Origin of the sequence: [Pseudopropionibacterium] massiliense, from assembly GCF_900607225.1 — a bacterium.
GTDB classification, from domain to species: domain Bacteria; phylum Actinomycetota; class Actinomycetes; order Propionibacteriales; family Propionibacteriaceae; genus Arachnia; species Arachnia massiliensis.
This window is the reverse complement of the sequence record NZ_LR027842.1, coordinates 674580-687669: the sequence shown is the minus strand read 5'-3', so window position 1 is coordinate 687669 and position 13090 is coordinate 674580. Positions and strand designations below refer to the sequence as shown.

Annotated in this window: 11 protein-coding genes; all 11 read left to right on the top strand. The window is 63.7% G+C overall.

What is annotated here, in order from left to right; all coding sequences use genetic code 11:
- The 11 genes from E0E39_RS02865 (at nt 1) to E0E39_RS02815 (ending at nt 12992) form a co-directional block, all read left to right on the top strand.
- Nucleotides 1–1350: an aspartate aminotransferase family protein gene (locus tag E0E39_RS02865; RefSeq protein WP_130873393.1), complete on the top strand. Its 1350-nt coding sequence runs from the start codon at nt 1–3 to the stop codon at nt 1348–1350.
- A gap of 13 nt (nt 1351–1363) precedes the next feature.
- Nucleotides 1364–2347, top strand: a complete 984-nt coding sequence (locus E0E39_RS02860; protein WP_130873392.1) for a hypothetical protein — start codon at nt 1364–1366, stop codon at nt 2345–2347.
- Entirely contained in the window at nt 2347–3075 is a 729-nt protein-coding gene (locus E0E39_RS02855; protein WP_130873391.1) for a thioesterase II family protein, read from the top strand. Before E0E39_RS02860 ends, E0E39_RS02855 begins: the two co-directional genes overlap by 1 nt.
- 28 nt (nt 3076–3103) lie before the next feature.
- On the top strand, nt 3104–4480 hold the full coding sequence (locus E0E39_RS02850; protein WP_130873390.1) for an MFS transporter: 1377 nt from the start codon (nt 3104–3106) through the stop codon (nt 4478–4480).
- Nucleotide 4481: 1 nt separating this feature from the next.
- Nucleotides 4482–4970 (top strand): DUF6790 family protein, encoded by a 489-nt coding sequence (locus E0E39_RS02845; RefSeq protein WP_130873389.1) that lies wholly within the window; start codon nt 4482–4484, stop codon nt 4968–4970.
- Nucleotides 4967–7360 carry an ABC transporter permease gene (locus E0E39_RS02840; protein ID WP_130873388.1) on the top strand — a complete coding sequence of 798 codons (2394 nt, stop codon included), beginning with the start codon at nt 4967–4969 and terminating at the stop codon, nt 7358–7360. Before E0E39_RS02845 ends, E0E39_RS02840 begins: the two co-directional genes overlap by 4 nt.
- An 11-nt stretch (nt 7361–7371) precedes the next feature.
- Nucleotides 7372–8133: an ABC transporter ATP-binding protein gene (locus E0E39_RS02835; RefSeq protein WP_130873387.1), complete on the top strand. Its 762-nt coding sequence runs from the start codon at nt 7372–7374 to the stop codon at nt 8131–8133.
- Nucleotides 8134–8277: 144 nt separating this feature from the next.
- Nucleotides 8278–8499 carry an acyl carrier protein gene (locus tag E0E39_RS02830; protein WP_130873386.1) on the top strand — a complete coding sequence of 74 codons (222 nt, stop codon included), beginning with the start codon at nt 8278–8280 and terminating at the stop codon, nt 8497–8499.
- 9 nt (nt 8500–8508) lie between these two features.
- The gene (locus E0E39_RS02825; protein WP_130873385.1) at nt 8509–9726 is read left to right on the top strand and encodes a beta-ketoacyl-[acyl-carrier-protein] synthase family protein; all 1218 of its coding nucleotides are present in this window, start codon (nt 8509–8511) and stop codon (nt 9724–9726) included.
- Nucleotides 9723–10412 (top strand): 4'-phosphopantetheinyl transferase family protein, encoded by a 690-nt coding sequence (locus tag E0E39_RS02820; RefSeq protein ID WP_130873384.1) that lies wholly within the window; start codon nt 9723–9725, stop codon nt 10410–10412. The genes E0E39_RS02825 and E0E39_RS02820 overlap by 4 nt, the downstream gene beginning before the upstream one ends.
- A gap of 315 nt (nt 10413–10727) precedes the next feature.
- A complete protein-coding gene (locus E0E39_RS02815; RefSeq protein WP_130873383.1) occupies nt 10728–12992 on the top strand; it encodes a PKD domain-containing protein in 2265 nt (754 codons plus the stop codon).
- Nucleotides 12993–13090 lie beyond the last annotated feature (98 nt).

The following is a 13090-nucleotide window of genomic DNA, read 5'->3' as shown; positions in this document are numbered from 1 at the left end:
ATGACCGCAACAATCCAGCCGGCGACGATCAGGTCAACGAAAAACTTGGCCTACCACGAAAGACTGAAACGCCTCCTTCCCGGAGGGGTCCACTACAACTTCAACATGCCCTGGGAGGAGATTCCCATACATTTCGTCGGAGGTGACGGAAGCCGACTCACCGACATGGACGGCAATGAATACCTCGACCTCTATGCGCGTTTCGGCGCCATGATCCTGGGGCACCAGAACCCCGAGTACCTGGATGCTCTCACCGAGGCCATGCAGCGCGTGCTCTGCGTGAGTCACTGCGACTTCGACGCCGACGCACTGGAGATCATGCACGCCCACATTCCCTCGGCGGAGATGATCCGTTTCGGGCTGTCCGGCACCGAGATCCTCCAGACCGCGTTGCGACTGGCGCGGGCCCACACGGGACGCAATCGCTTCCTACGGTTCGAGAACCACTATCACGGCAATGCCGACAACATCATGGGTGGCCATGTGGTCGACCCCGGGCATCCGGTTCCCGTGGAATTCCGCGGCGACTACAAGGGCACCGCGGGACGAGCGAAGGACATCATGGCCGACCAGTCCTTCCTGCTGCCGTGGAACGACGCCGAACGTCTCCAGCAGTTCTTCGACGAGCACGGCCACATGCTGGCCTGCGTGCTCACCGAGCCCGTGTGCGTCAATGGTGGCTCCATCGAGCCCGCGCCCGGTTTCCTCGAACTGCTGCGAAAACTGTGCACCGAACACGGCGTCGTGTTGATCTTCGACGAGATGATCACGGGAATGCGACTCGGCGTGGGCGGCGCACAGGCCCGCTACGGTGTGACCCCGGATCTGGCAACCTTCGGGAAGGCCATCGCCGGGGGTGGTGTTCCCGTCTCCGCAATCACCGGGCGACGCGAGATCATGTCCTTGCTGGAGAACAAGAAGGTCATCCACGCCGGCACCTACAACGGCTATCCCCTGGGCAGCGCCGCGGTGCACGCAACGTTCGAGATCCTGTCCCGCAACGATGGCGAGGCCCTGCGCAGCATGCACGAACGCACCGAGATCCTGCACAGGATCCTGATCGATTCCGCCGAAACAGCCGGCCTGCCGCTCATCGTGCAGGGACCGGCCGGACTCGCTTCCTTCCACTGCGCGCCGAGACCTCTGCAGCACCCTGCCGAGTACGACTTCGAGGTGATGGCGAAGGACATCATCGTCGCCACCGCGCTGCAGCGTCACGGCGTGCTGGTCTCCAGCATCTCCCGTCTCTACCCCAACATCCGGCTGAGCGATGCGGACCTCGAGTACTTCGCACGCCGCGCTCCCCTCGCCCTGCGCGAGGCGAAGGCCACCATCGACGAGATCTACTGATCGAGGAGTTCCCATGTCCACGCCATCCACGCCCTCACCACGGTTGTCCCGGCGCCCTTGCACGTCCTACGTGGCGGTTTTCCTGGCGCTCACGATCGGCGCCGTGTGGGGATTGTGCCTGTTCTACCTGCTCAACCATGAATTCGCCGCGGCCGTCCTGGGGCCGCTGGTTCTGACCAACCCCGTCGTGATGCTCGTCCTGCACTCCCCTGCGCTCGCGGCTCTCGGCATCCTGCTCGCCTACGACGGAGCTCGCGGCGTGGCCAATTTCCTGCGAACTCTCGTTCCGCGTCGCCGTGACCTGCTGTGGTTGCCCATCCTGATCGCCGTCATGCTGGCCTACGTCTTCGCCGTCCGGCTCGGATGCGTTGCCGCGGGGATCCCCGTTCCCCCTGATCCGATGCCGCCGCTGGACATGCTGACCAGCTTCATCTCCCTGCTCTGGGGTGAGGTCGGCATGGTGGCCATCGGCATCGGTTGGTTCGGGGTCTTCCTTCCCCTCATGCACCGCCTCACGGGAAGCCATCTGTGGTCGGGCATCGCAACGGGTGGAGGAGTCGCCGTGTTCGTCGCCCCCGGCAATCTGTTCTCGTCATTCAACTTGGCCATAGCGTGGCCCCTCTACGCCCTGCAGCTGGTCATTCTCGGCGTGGCCATGAGCCTTCTGCTCTCCCGCATGAAAGGAAACATGCTGTTCTTCCTGATTCCCTTCTGGGTCTCGGCCTCCGGCAGCCTGTGGCGCACGTACTACTTCGCAGCCGCAACCCAGCTCGTGCAGATCACCCTGCTGCTGGCCCTGACCGGCATTCTGTATCTGGTGCTGTTTCACCAGGCCCGCGGGAACATGGCGGCTCCTCACACGTTCCCCGAATACCTTGAGCAGGATTACACCCTCCGCGAGGGGGCGGTCCTCCCGGGCAGGGGCAACAGGAGTTGCGAAACAGCCACCGGCTACACACCGGCGGCACGGAACCTCGCCACCGAAGGAGCGCTGTGATGGACAGCACCTTCTGGAACCTGCGTCGTTCCGAGACCGGGCGTCAACTCATCATGTTCCCGTTTCTTGGTGGTTTCGGGGCCTCCTACAACCGTCTCATCTCCGATCTGGATGGCGACTGGGACGTCTGGACCGCGAACCCACCGGGGCACGGACCCAGCCCGGTGCCGCCGCTGACCGATCTGGCCAGTCTGCGGACCCACTACCTGGGCGCGCTGCGCGACGTCCTGAAGCCGGATGCGGTGTTCTTCGGTCACAGCATGGGCAGCGTGGTCGCCTACCATCTCCTGGCCTGTATGCACCGTCTTGCGGCGTTCGCGGACCGCATGCCATCGGATCTGGTGCTGTCGGGTTCCTGCGCCCCGCATCAACTTCCGGTGGCGGGCAAGGCCGACCTGGCCGACACCGATCTCGTGCTCCATCTCGCATCCTTCGGAGCCATTCCCGATGAAGTGGTCAAGGACAAGTCCCTGATGGATCTGTTCGTGCCCGCCTTCCGAGCCGATTACAAGGTTCTCGAGGAAATGAGAACAACCCCCAGGGAAAATCTACCGATACGCGCCCGCCTCGTGTTCGGTGGACGGGACCCCCAGATTCCGGAGGGCACCCCTGCGGCCTGGCAGAAATACTTTGCCTCTCCTGTGAAAACCCACGTGTTGGAGCGGGAGGAACACATGTTCGTCCTCCATACCACCGAGGCCTTGAACCAGATCCTCAACAGGCTCTGACATCGCTGATCCACCGAAAGGAACACCCATGAGCGTCGCCACCCATTTACCCGAGGATGCTGAAATCCTGTCCGGCACCCCGTCACCCAGCCCACACACCGACACCCATTCCCACCGCAATTTCCGCAGCTTCATGGTGATCTGGGCCGCCCAGCTGGTGGCCAGGGTTGGAAACGGGCTCACGGCCTTCGGGCTCGGGGTCTACGTCTATCAGCAGTCGGGCCTGAGCACCGCCGTGTCACTCGTCACACTGGCTGCTTTCCTGCCGTCGCTGCTGTTGTCCCCGTTCGGGGGTGTGCTCGCCGACCGATATGACCGCCGCCTCCTGATGATCTTCGGCGACACCTTCTCCGCACTCGGCCTGCTCGCCCTGATCGTCGCCTTCCACACCGATTTCGCAAGCGTTCCCGTCATCTGCGCATGCGTGGCGCTGAGCTCGGTGTTCAGCTCTGTCATGGATCCCGCCTATCGGGCCACCGTCACCGACTTGCTCACCCCCGGGCAGTACGCCCGGGCCGGCGGACTGGTCCAGTTGGCCTCCGCTTCCCAGTACCTGATCTCCCCTGCCATTGCCGGCCTGCTGATGGCCTCCTCCGGGATCACGGCGGTGCTCACGATCGACATCGCCACCATGGTTCTGACGGTGGCGTGCATGCTGCTGGTGTGGCGAACCGTCAAAACCCCGCCCCGCCGCACGACAACCGGCTTCTGGGCTGACTTCCGGCAAGGAATCAGCTTTCTGCGCCAGCATTCTGGCATCACCGTGTTGATGGCCCTGATCACAGTGGTCACGTTCTGCATGGGCTTCCTGCAGACCCTGCTCACCCCGATGCTGCTCGATCTCACGGACGAATCCACGCTCGGCGTGGTCCGTTCCGTCGCAGCCGTGGGCATGGTTGTTGCGAGCCTGATCATCGGCGTGTTCAACATGAAGGGGGTCCACCTCACCTACATCACGTGTTTCCTGGCAGCAGGTGGTGTTCTCATCTTCTTCCTGGGAACCACCACCAGCGTTCTGGCCATCGGCGTGCTCGCCTTCGCCTTCTTCATGACCCTTCCCCCACTCAACACGAGCATCGAGGTCATCGCCAGATCCTCCATACCCAACGAAACCCAGGGCAAGGTCTGGGGTCTCATGGGCCTGATCTCCCAGCTCGGCTACGTCCTGGCCTATGCGGTCTCCGGTGTCCTCGCCGACAGCGTTTTCAATCCCCTGCTCCGCGAGGACGGCGCACTGGCGAACTCCCTGGGTGGCCTCATCGGAGTCGGCACCTCGCGCGGCATCGGGTTCATGTTCATGATCGTCGGAGTCCTCCTGATCGGCATGGCGGTTGCGATCCCCCGTGCCCGCAGCATTCGTTCCCTCCAGAGCAACCTGCCTCCCACCGAGAAGAAAGGCGCGTGACATGTGGATCCTCGTACTCATAGGGCTCGGCGTCATCACCGGCCTGGCGCAACTGGCCCTGGCCGGCTTCCCGTCCGGGACCGCCGTCATCATGCACACGCTGCTGCTGCACCAGTTCGCGGTGACCCACGGACTCCTGGCCGTCATCGGATTCTTCACCAACGTCATCACGCCCGGACAGACGGCGGAGAAACTCGGTTGGGCAACGAGCCCCTACCAGATCAAATACGGTTTCCAGCAGCTCGGCCTCGGGATCATGGGCGTACTCACCATCTGGTTCCAGGGCAATTTCTGGGCCGCCGCTCTCATCACCCTCTACATCTACGGTGCGAGCGGACTGTGGACCCACACCCAGGAAGTTGTCCGGAAACATCGCGAGAATGGCACCACGGACTGGGTGGAAATTGGCAACATAGTGCTTGACGTGATCTACCACGTCGTCCTGACGTGGATGTCCCTACTGATCCCCGGCGTCTGGAGCCTGGCATGAAAGACCGTTTGTATCTGCGGTACTCCCGCAACGACCTGAAAAGGAACTGGGGTGTCAACACGGCCCTGATGGCCATCCTGGTCCTCAGCGCCTTCCTCATGGCAACCGGCTGCATGGTGATGGAACGCCTCCTCGGCGGCATCGACCAGCTCTTCGGGGAGGCCAAACCACCTCATTTCCTGCAGATGCACACCGGGGACTACGACACCAAGGCCCTCGACGACTTCGCAGCCGCGCATCCCGAGATCGATTCGTGGTTCATCGAGGACATGGTGGGTTACGACTCCTCCTCCCTGACATGGTCCCGGTCCTCGACAGGTGAATCCGGGAGCCTGGCCGCGAGCCTCATCGACAACCTGTTCATCACGCAGAACAAGAAATTCGACCACCTGCTGGACGCCTCGGGCACCGTCGTGGAACCGGGCAGAGGAGAGATCTACGTCCCCGTTGCCTACCAGGACAAGTTCGGCCTCCGAGTCGGCGACACCCTTTCGGTCCAGACGGACACAGGGCCCCGTGACTTCACGATCTCGGGTTTCGTCCGCGACTCCCAGATGGCCTCCTCACTGTCCTCCGCGACCCGGTTCGTCATCTCGCCCGACGACTTCGCCGCCCTCGGTTCCGCGGGCGGGGGGAGCAGCGAGATCATCGCTGAGTACCGGCTCGCGGATGCGTCCAAGGCCAGTGCCTTGCAGACGGCATACGACTCGGACCACTCCCTTCCCCGCAACGGCCCGGCCGTCACGTTCGACATGATCCGCCTGATCAACGCGTTCAGCGACGGGCTCGTCGCGGTGGCGCTGGTCTTCGCCAGCCTCCTGCTGGTGCTGATCGCCCTGATCAACCTGCGTTTCGTCATCCGGGGAGCCATGGAGGACGAGGTCCGTGAGATCGGTGTCATGCGAGCCATCGGGCTCCCCGCGCGAGCGGTCACGGGGCTCTACCTGGGCAAGTACAGCATCATGGCGTTCCTGGCATGCGTCATCGGCGGGCTGCTCGGCATCCTCGCCACGAATCTGTTGACGGCCAGCATCGTCAAGAACTACTCCGCTTCGGCTCCCGGCCCGGCCACCGTACTGACACCCGTGATCGCCCTGGCACTGGTGTATCTCCTCGTCGTCGGAATCTGCCGCGGCATCCTGCGCGGGATCCGTCGCATCGAGGTGGTCAACGCCCTGGTGCACGGCAGCACCCTGAATGACCGGCAGACCGCGAGGAAAGCTGCGAAGCTGGCTCGCAGGGCGCGCAGCACCAGTCTGAGCGCAGGACACGGCAGCATCAACCAGCGCCTGTCCTTGGCGGATCTGCGCGCCGAGATGGGACAGTGGATCCTCATTCCCCTGGTGTTCTTCCTGACCTCACTGTTGCTGATCCTCCCCATGAACCTGCTCAGTACCTTCTCCAGCCCACGGTTCGTCACCTACATGGGGGCTCCCGAATCCGACATCCGCGCCGACGTGCAGTTCTCGAAAGAAGTCGAGGCCACACGTGGCACGCTCGTGAGGGCGTTGGAGAATGACCAGCGCCTCACCAACATCCGGACCTACGCGAACGTCCTGTACGAGACCCAGGGGAAAGAAGGCTGGGAGACGCTGCGCGTGGAGGTCGGTGACTACTCGGCCAACACCGTGAACTTCCTCACCGGCAGCCGCCCGGCCAACGGTCAAATTGCACTGTCCGTGCTGAACGCGAGGAAATACAACGTCAAGGCCGGTGACACCATGACCATCAGGCTCGATGGGAAACCGAGCACCGTCACGATCTCGGGCACCTACCAGGACGTCACCAGCGGCGGCCACACCGCCAAGATGCAGGGCGCCGTCACGGAGGGAGCAGCAAGCTACGTCATCTACGCCGAGACGGTCGGTGGCGCTGACCCCATGGCGATCGCGGCGGAATACGACTCACAGTACAAGCACGCGAGCATCGTTCCGATGCAGGAATACGTGAAACAGACCCTGTCATACGTGACCGACGCGTTCCGCAGCGCCGCTCTGCTGTCGCTCGTCTTCGGCCTGGCGGTGGCCGCCCTGATCACCGGGTTGTTCCTGAAGCTGCGGCTCACCCGGGAACGCCGTCGAATGGGTGTGCTGTCCGCGCTCGGGTTCTCCAGGAACGAGCTCATCAGCCAGGTCAGACTCAAGACCGTGCTCACCGTGGCGGTCGGCACCGTCATCGGCACGGTGTTCGCGGCCACTCTCGGGGAAGGACTGATCAGCGGGCTGATCTCGCTGACCGGCATCGGCCTGACCAGTCTGAGTTTCATCCCCGATCCGCTGCTGGTCTACATCGGCTACCCCCTGCTCCTCATCACGGTTGGCTTCCTCGCCTCCGTGCCGCTCACCGCCGGGTTGCGTCGCGGCGAATCCAGCGAATGGCTCAACAAGTAAGAGAGACGATCATGCCAACCATCACACTCGACTGCACCGAGATCACCAAGACCTACACCACCACCGACCCGCCGACCCAGGTTCTCCACGGGGTCGATCTCCAGGTGACCGAAGGAGAATTCCTGGTCATCATGGGGGCCTCCGGGTCCGGCAAGTCGACCCTGCTCTACAGCATCAGCGGCATGGACCGACCCACCACGGGAACGGTGCGTCTCGAGGGACGGGACCTGACCGGTCTCAACGACAAGGAGATGAGCCGGGTTCGTCTGACCCGCATGGGTTTCGTGTTCCAGCAGGCGTACTTCCTGTCCAATCTCACCATCCGCGACAACGTGCTGCTTCCCGCGCTCAAGGCCGATCCGAGAAGAGCCGGCGAAGCGGCCACCCGTGTGGATGCGCTGCTCGACCGGTTCGGTATCGGGCACGTCAAACAGCACGGGATCACGGAGGTCTCCGGCGGGCAGCTCCAGCGTGCCTCCATCTGCCGGGCGCTGGCTGGTGAACCGGCCATCGTGTTCGCCGACGAACCCACCGGAGCCCTGAACAGTTCCATGACGGTCGAGGTCATGGATGCCCTGTCCGGTGTCCATGCCGAGGGGCGAACCATCGTCATGGTCACCCATGACCCGGCGTGCGCGGCCCGCGCGGACCGGGTGGTGTACCTGAAGGACGGGCGACTCGTCGCCTCGCGTTCCATGAGCCGCTGGCATCCCGAACAGGCCACGCAGCGCGAGGACGACCTCCTGGCCTGGCTGCGAGGCCTCGGCTTCTAGACCCGGCCCCTACCAGGACACCCCGAACCACGGATCAGGAGCATCCCGCCCCTGACCCGATGGCCGGTTGCGCCCTCACCATCCGGAAAACCGCCGTGAGGGCACCCCTGACACCCACCCCCCACGACACGAGGAGAAACCATCATGACCGAAATCGACTTCATCACTGCACTGGCCGAATTCACCACCCGCACCCCGGAGACGCTCACCCTCGCCGATGACATGGACGCTGTGGGGCTCGATTCGATCGGAGTCTTCGAGTTCGCCATGAAACTGGAAGACGAACTGGGGCAGACCATTCAGTTCACCGACAACGTCACGACCGTGCAGGATCTCTTCGACTGCGTCGAAGAGGCTGCAGGCTGAGGAGCCCTCATGCATGACGTGGTCATCACCGGCATGGGCGTCGTGAGCCCTCTCGGCGCCACCACTGGCGAGTTCGAAGAAAACCTGTTCCAAGGACACCACGGCATCGTTGCCCTCCCCGAGGAACGAAGAGAGGGCCTGAACGTTCAGGTCTACGCTCCTGTGGCGGGATTCGAGCCGGAGAGCCACTTCTCGGCCTTGGAACTTCGCAGGCAGGATCCCTACACCACTTTCGGCCTGGCCGCTGTTCGCGAGGCCGTCGCCCAAGCAGGTGTGCTCGGGCAGGTCGATCCGTTCCGGCTCGGCGTCTATCTCACCTCGGGCCTGGGAGGCGCCACCACAGTCGTGGGCGAGTGCGACACCCTGCGACGAACAGGACCTCACCGGGTCTCTCCCCTGTTGATCCCCAAGTGGACAACCAACGCCCTGGCCGCAATGGCGGCCATCGAGTTGGGGGCACACGGCCCGTCCCTGGCCCATGTGGCGGCATGTGCGTCGAGTGCCATGAGCATCGGTGAAGGCGCACGAGCCATCCGTCACGGCTATGCCGATGCCATGGTGTGCGGTGGGGCGGAGATGCTGGGAACCCGACTGGCCATGGCTGGATTCCAGAACCTGCGAGCGCTCACCCCGGTCGGTGATCCCGATCGTGCGAGCCTTCCCTTCGACAAGGCCCGGACGGGTTTCGTCATGGGCGAGGGTGGTGCGGCCGTGGTCCTGGAACGGGAGGACCACGCCAGGGCCCGCGGCGCCACGGTCCTGGCACGGATCACGGGTTACGGAAACACCACGGATGCGTTTCACATCACGGCCCCGTCCGACGACGGGGCAGCCGTGGACCGGGCCATCGACGACGCCCTGGCAGAGGCGGGTCCCGGTTCGGGGACCGTGCACATCAACGCGCATGGCACGGGCACCGTCAAGAACGACCGCATGGAGTCCCGGGCCATCGCCCGGGCGTTCGGCCCCGGCTCCCCCGTGACCTCGACGAAATCAATGACCGGTCACCTCATGGGTGCGGCAGGAGCGCTGGAGACGATCGCATCGATCCTCGCCCTGCTGCGTGACGAGGTACCGCCCACGGTCGGCACATCAGAGCTGGATCCACACATCGACATCGATGTTGTACTGACGGCCTCCAGAAAAACCACACTCGCACGCGCTGTCTCCCTGTCACTGGGTTTCGGGGGACACAACACGTGCCTGATCCTGGAGAAGGCGACATGACGGTCGATCTTGTCATCACCGACGCCGACGCGCTCGATGCGCACTCGTTCAGAATCCTGAAATCACTGCTGCCACACGAGCGACAGGAACGAAGCGACCGCTACGACCGGAGAGTGGACCGCTACACGAGCGTCGTGGTGTTCGCACAGCTTCAAAAACTGTGGGCGGAACGCCACCGTGGCCCGTTACCGGAGATCACGGTGGGCAGGTTCGGAAAACCGAAATTCAGCACGAACACCGGCCTGCACTTCAGTTGGTCCCACGACTCGGCGTTGTGCGCCTGCGCACTGGCCCCGACGCCGGTGGGGGTCGACATATCGGGCCCCGTCCCGTTCGAGCAGGATCTGTTTCATTACATGGCGGCACCAAGAGAACGCCGCCTCGGGGGGCATCTGCAGCGCAAGAATGATCTCAGCGCACTGTGGACCCGGAAGGAAGCGACGGTCAAACGCACCGGCCTGGGGCTGACAATGCCGCTGCGGCAGGTCGACACCACAACGGCGGAGGACATTCTCACCTTCACCTGCGAGGCGATGGACTTCCAGGTCAGCCTGAGCGTCCAAGGCCTCACCATGGATGCGCTCCGGGACCTGTTGCGGGTGCGGTTCCTCACCCCACGGCCTCCTGCCACATGGTGCGAGGGGCCGCAGCATCCTCTCCGCCAGCTGACCCCCACCCTGATGTGACACCACCGAGGCCGGGACCACGAAATACCGGCCCCGGCCCGGGATCCTTCCAACACCGGTCATGAAATGTGCAGCGTCCCGTCTTTCTGAAGTTCTTTCCGATCCGTTCCCGCCGCACCCTTTTCCTGCTAGCGTGTTGCAATGGCAAGTCGCAGTGCGGTCGTTTCGCAGAAGAGATGGCCACATGGCAAACTCGCCACGCCGTCTGGCCTGCATCGCGAGGCTCATTGCGCTGTCGGCTGAATGTTCAACAATTTCGAGCAGGTCAAGCGGAACTTCCAGGACAAAATTTCATGATTCAATGAAAGGGATGTCATGAAGAAGCACATCAAACCATGGCTGGTTCTGGGCGCCGCGTTCTTATTGTTACTCGCCGGCTCAACGCCCGCCCACTCGGAGGGTCAGAAGCCCAAGAGCCTCTCGATCGTCCACCTCGGTGACTCCTATTCCGCCGGGAACGGGGCGGGAGATTATCACGGTCCTGCCGATTGCCGGCGCAGCGGTCGGAACTGGGGGGCCATCTTCGCTTCCTGGGTCAACTCGCAGGGTATCGCGGCCAGTTATCAGAATCGCGCCTGCTCGGGAGGAACAATAGGAGATCTGTTCTCCTCCCGCACCCTACCCAAACAGTCCGCCAAGGGGGTGAGCGCCAGCTCCGTGGAGGACGCCAAGGCCAAGCTCGAGTCCTCCGACGCCTGTTCCACCCGAGCCGTCGGCGACGACTTCCTGTCGGTCGACTACCACCTGAAGAAGAACAACAGTTGGTGGCCCTGGGCCAAGGACTACACCTACGAGTGCCAGATAACGATTCGTGCGCAGGCGGATTTCGTCGGTCCCCAGACCGATCTCGTGCTGCTGACGATGGGAGGGAACGACCTCGGGTTCTCCCACCTGATGAGCAACTGCTTCGGCCCCAAGATTCCCTTCATCCTGGACGGCGCCCACGCCGTGAAGTGCCGTGACGACATCGCCTCCGCCAAGACCAACCTTCCGAGCACGTTGAACAAGCTCAAGGAGAACATCGCCCAGCTGATCACCACCCGGATGACAGGGAGCACGACCTCCAAGGTGGTGCTCCTGAGCTATCCCCTCCTTTCCACGGACCGGGCCTACGTGTTGAACAACGACGGTGTCCGCTTCGACGCCTCTCGCGGAATCAGGGAACTCGGCCAGTTGGCGATCACCGAGCAGAAACGGGTCATCGGTGAGCTCGAGGCCACGTTCCCCGGTCGCGTGACGTTCGTCGAGGGCGCCCCGGCGGCCTTCGCCGGACACGAACCCGATCCCCGGGCGTTCACGGAGAATGATTCCCGCTGGATCAACGAGTTCCTGGAAACCGAAGGGGACTACGGCTCCGACAACAAGGTCAAAAGCAACTTCTCGAGGACACCCTCGGACTGGTACCACCCGAACCTGATCGGGCATCGCGAGATGTCCAAGCTCACCCAGAGCGCTTCCAACACGACCAGCGCCCAGGAGATCGGCGACCGCCGCGGGAACATGGACATGGCTTTCGTCATCAACGCCAACAGCCCCCTCTCGACCCAGATCGATCAGGTCCGGGCAACTGTCTCCTCCGCCACCAACAAGGTCGCCGCCGAGACGAGTTCCGCCCGCTTCGCGCTCATCGCCACGGACACCACCGGCCAGCACCGGGTGGCGCAACCCTTCACAGCGGACACCACCACCTTCCTCGATGCGGTCACGAAGCTGGATCCCACCCAGGCCGCCACGGGATCCGCGGAGGAATCCACCGCTTCCCTGGACTGGCGTTCCGGGGTGCGTCACACCACGGTCATGGTTAGCGGCGAGAGCTCCGTGGAGGAGTCGCGCGCCAAGAACATCGTTCCCACGGCGGATGCGGGTTCCACCACACAGGTGCTGACCATCGACACCGGAGCCGGCGCATCGCCGCAGGAGACCTCCGGGAGCCAGGGAGCCGAGACCAGCACTCTCACGGTGACGGATGGTGCCGAGCTGGAGAGCACGACCACCGCGAAGATCGACGCTCTGCTCGATGCCCCGGTTGCCACGCTCCAGGGACCGTACATGGGAAAGATCGGTGAGGATCTGGAACTGGATGCCCGCGGAAGCTACGCGTTCGACGGTCAGGTGGCCCAGTTCGAGTGGGACTTCGACGGGGACGGGAACTACGACACGACGACCACCACCGGTTCAACGACCCATGCGTACACGGATGCGGTGGACAACGGTTTCGTGAAGGTCCGGGTGACCGACAGCAACGGTCGCCAGTCCATCACATCCGCTCGTCTCGACGTCACCCAGGACGGCGACACCGTTCCGGACGAGTTCGACAACTGTCCGACGGTCTCGAACCCGCAGCAGGAGGATCTCGACCACAACGGGGTTGGAGATGCCTGCCAGGATTCCGGCACGTGGAGCGCTGAGGAACCGCCGGGCGCGGAGGAGCAGACCTCCGCCGAATCCTCCTCGTCCAGCCCTGCGTCCTCCGACTCGGCTGCGCAGCCGGCCACGCCGGTGTCCCTCGCCCCGGAGGTTCCGGCGCAGGACAGGCCCATGACCCCGAACCATCCCGGTCTGCCCCGCACGGACGCATAGACCACAGGTGTGGCCCCGGTCCCGCTCAAGGGCCGGGGCCATGATCATTCATCATCCGCCATCACGCACGCCGTGATACTCTTGCCGCCGCCGATCAG

Bases quoted from the DNA above. Each gene is read 5' to 3' on its own strand.
- E0E39_RS02840 (WP_130873388.1), top strand. From the start codon at position 4,967: ATGAAAGACCGTTTGTATCTGCGGTACTCCCGCAACGACCTGAAAAGG.
- E0E39_RS02845 (WP_130873389.1), top strand. From the start codon at position 4,482: ATGTGGATCCTCGTACTCATAGGGCTCGGCGTCATCACCGGCCTGGCG.
- E0E39_RS02860 (WP_130873392.1), top strand. From the start codon at position 1,364: ATGTCCACGCCATCCACGCCCTCACCACGGTTGTCCCGGCGCCCTTGC.
- E0E39_RS02825 (WP_130873385.1), top strand. From the start codon at position 8,509: ATGCATGACGTGGTCATCACCGGCATGGGCGTCGTGAGCCCTCTCGGC.
- E0E39_RS02835 (WP_130873387.1), top strand. From the start codon at position 7,372: ATGCCAACCATCACACTCGACTGCACCGAGATCACCAAGACCTACACC.
- E0E39_RS02865 (WP_130873393.1), top strand. From the start codon at position 1: ATGACCGCAACAATCCAGCCGGCGACGATCAGGTCAACGAAAAACTTG.
- E0E39_RS02830 (WP_130873386.1), top strand. From the start codon at position 8,278: ATGACCGAAATCGACTTCATCACTGCACTGGCCGAATTCACCACCCGC.
- E0E39_RS02820 (WP_130873384.1), top strand. From the start codon at position 9,723: ATGACGGTCGATCTTGTCATCACCGACGCCGACGCGCTCGATGCGCAC.
- E0E39_RS02850 (WP_130873390.1), top strand. From the start codon at position 3,104: ATGAGCGTCGCCACCCATTTACCCGAGGATGCTGAAATCCTGTCCGGC.
- E0E39_RS02855 (WP_130873391.1), top strand. From the start codon at position 2,347: ATGGACAGCACCTTCTGGAACCTGCGTCGTTCCGAGACCGGGCGTCAA.
- E0E39_RS02815 (WP_130873383.1), top strand. From the start codon at position 10,728: ATGAAGAAGCACATCAAACCATGGCTGGTTCTGGGCGCCGCGTTCTTA.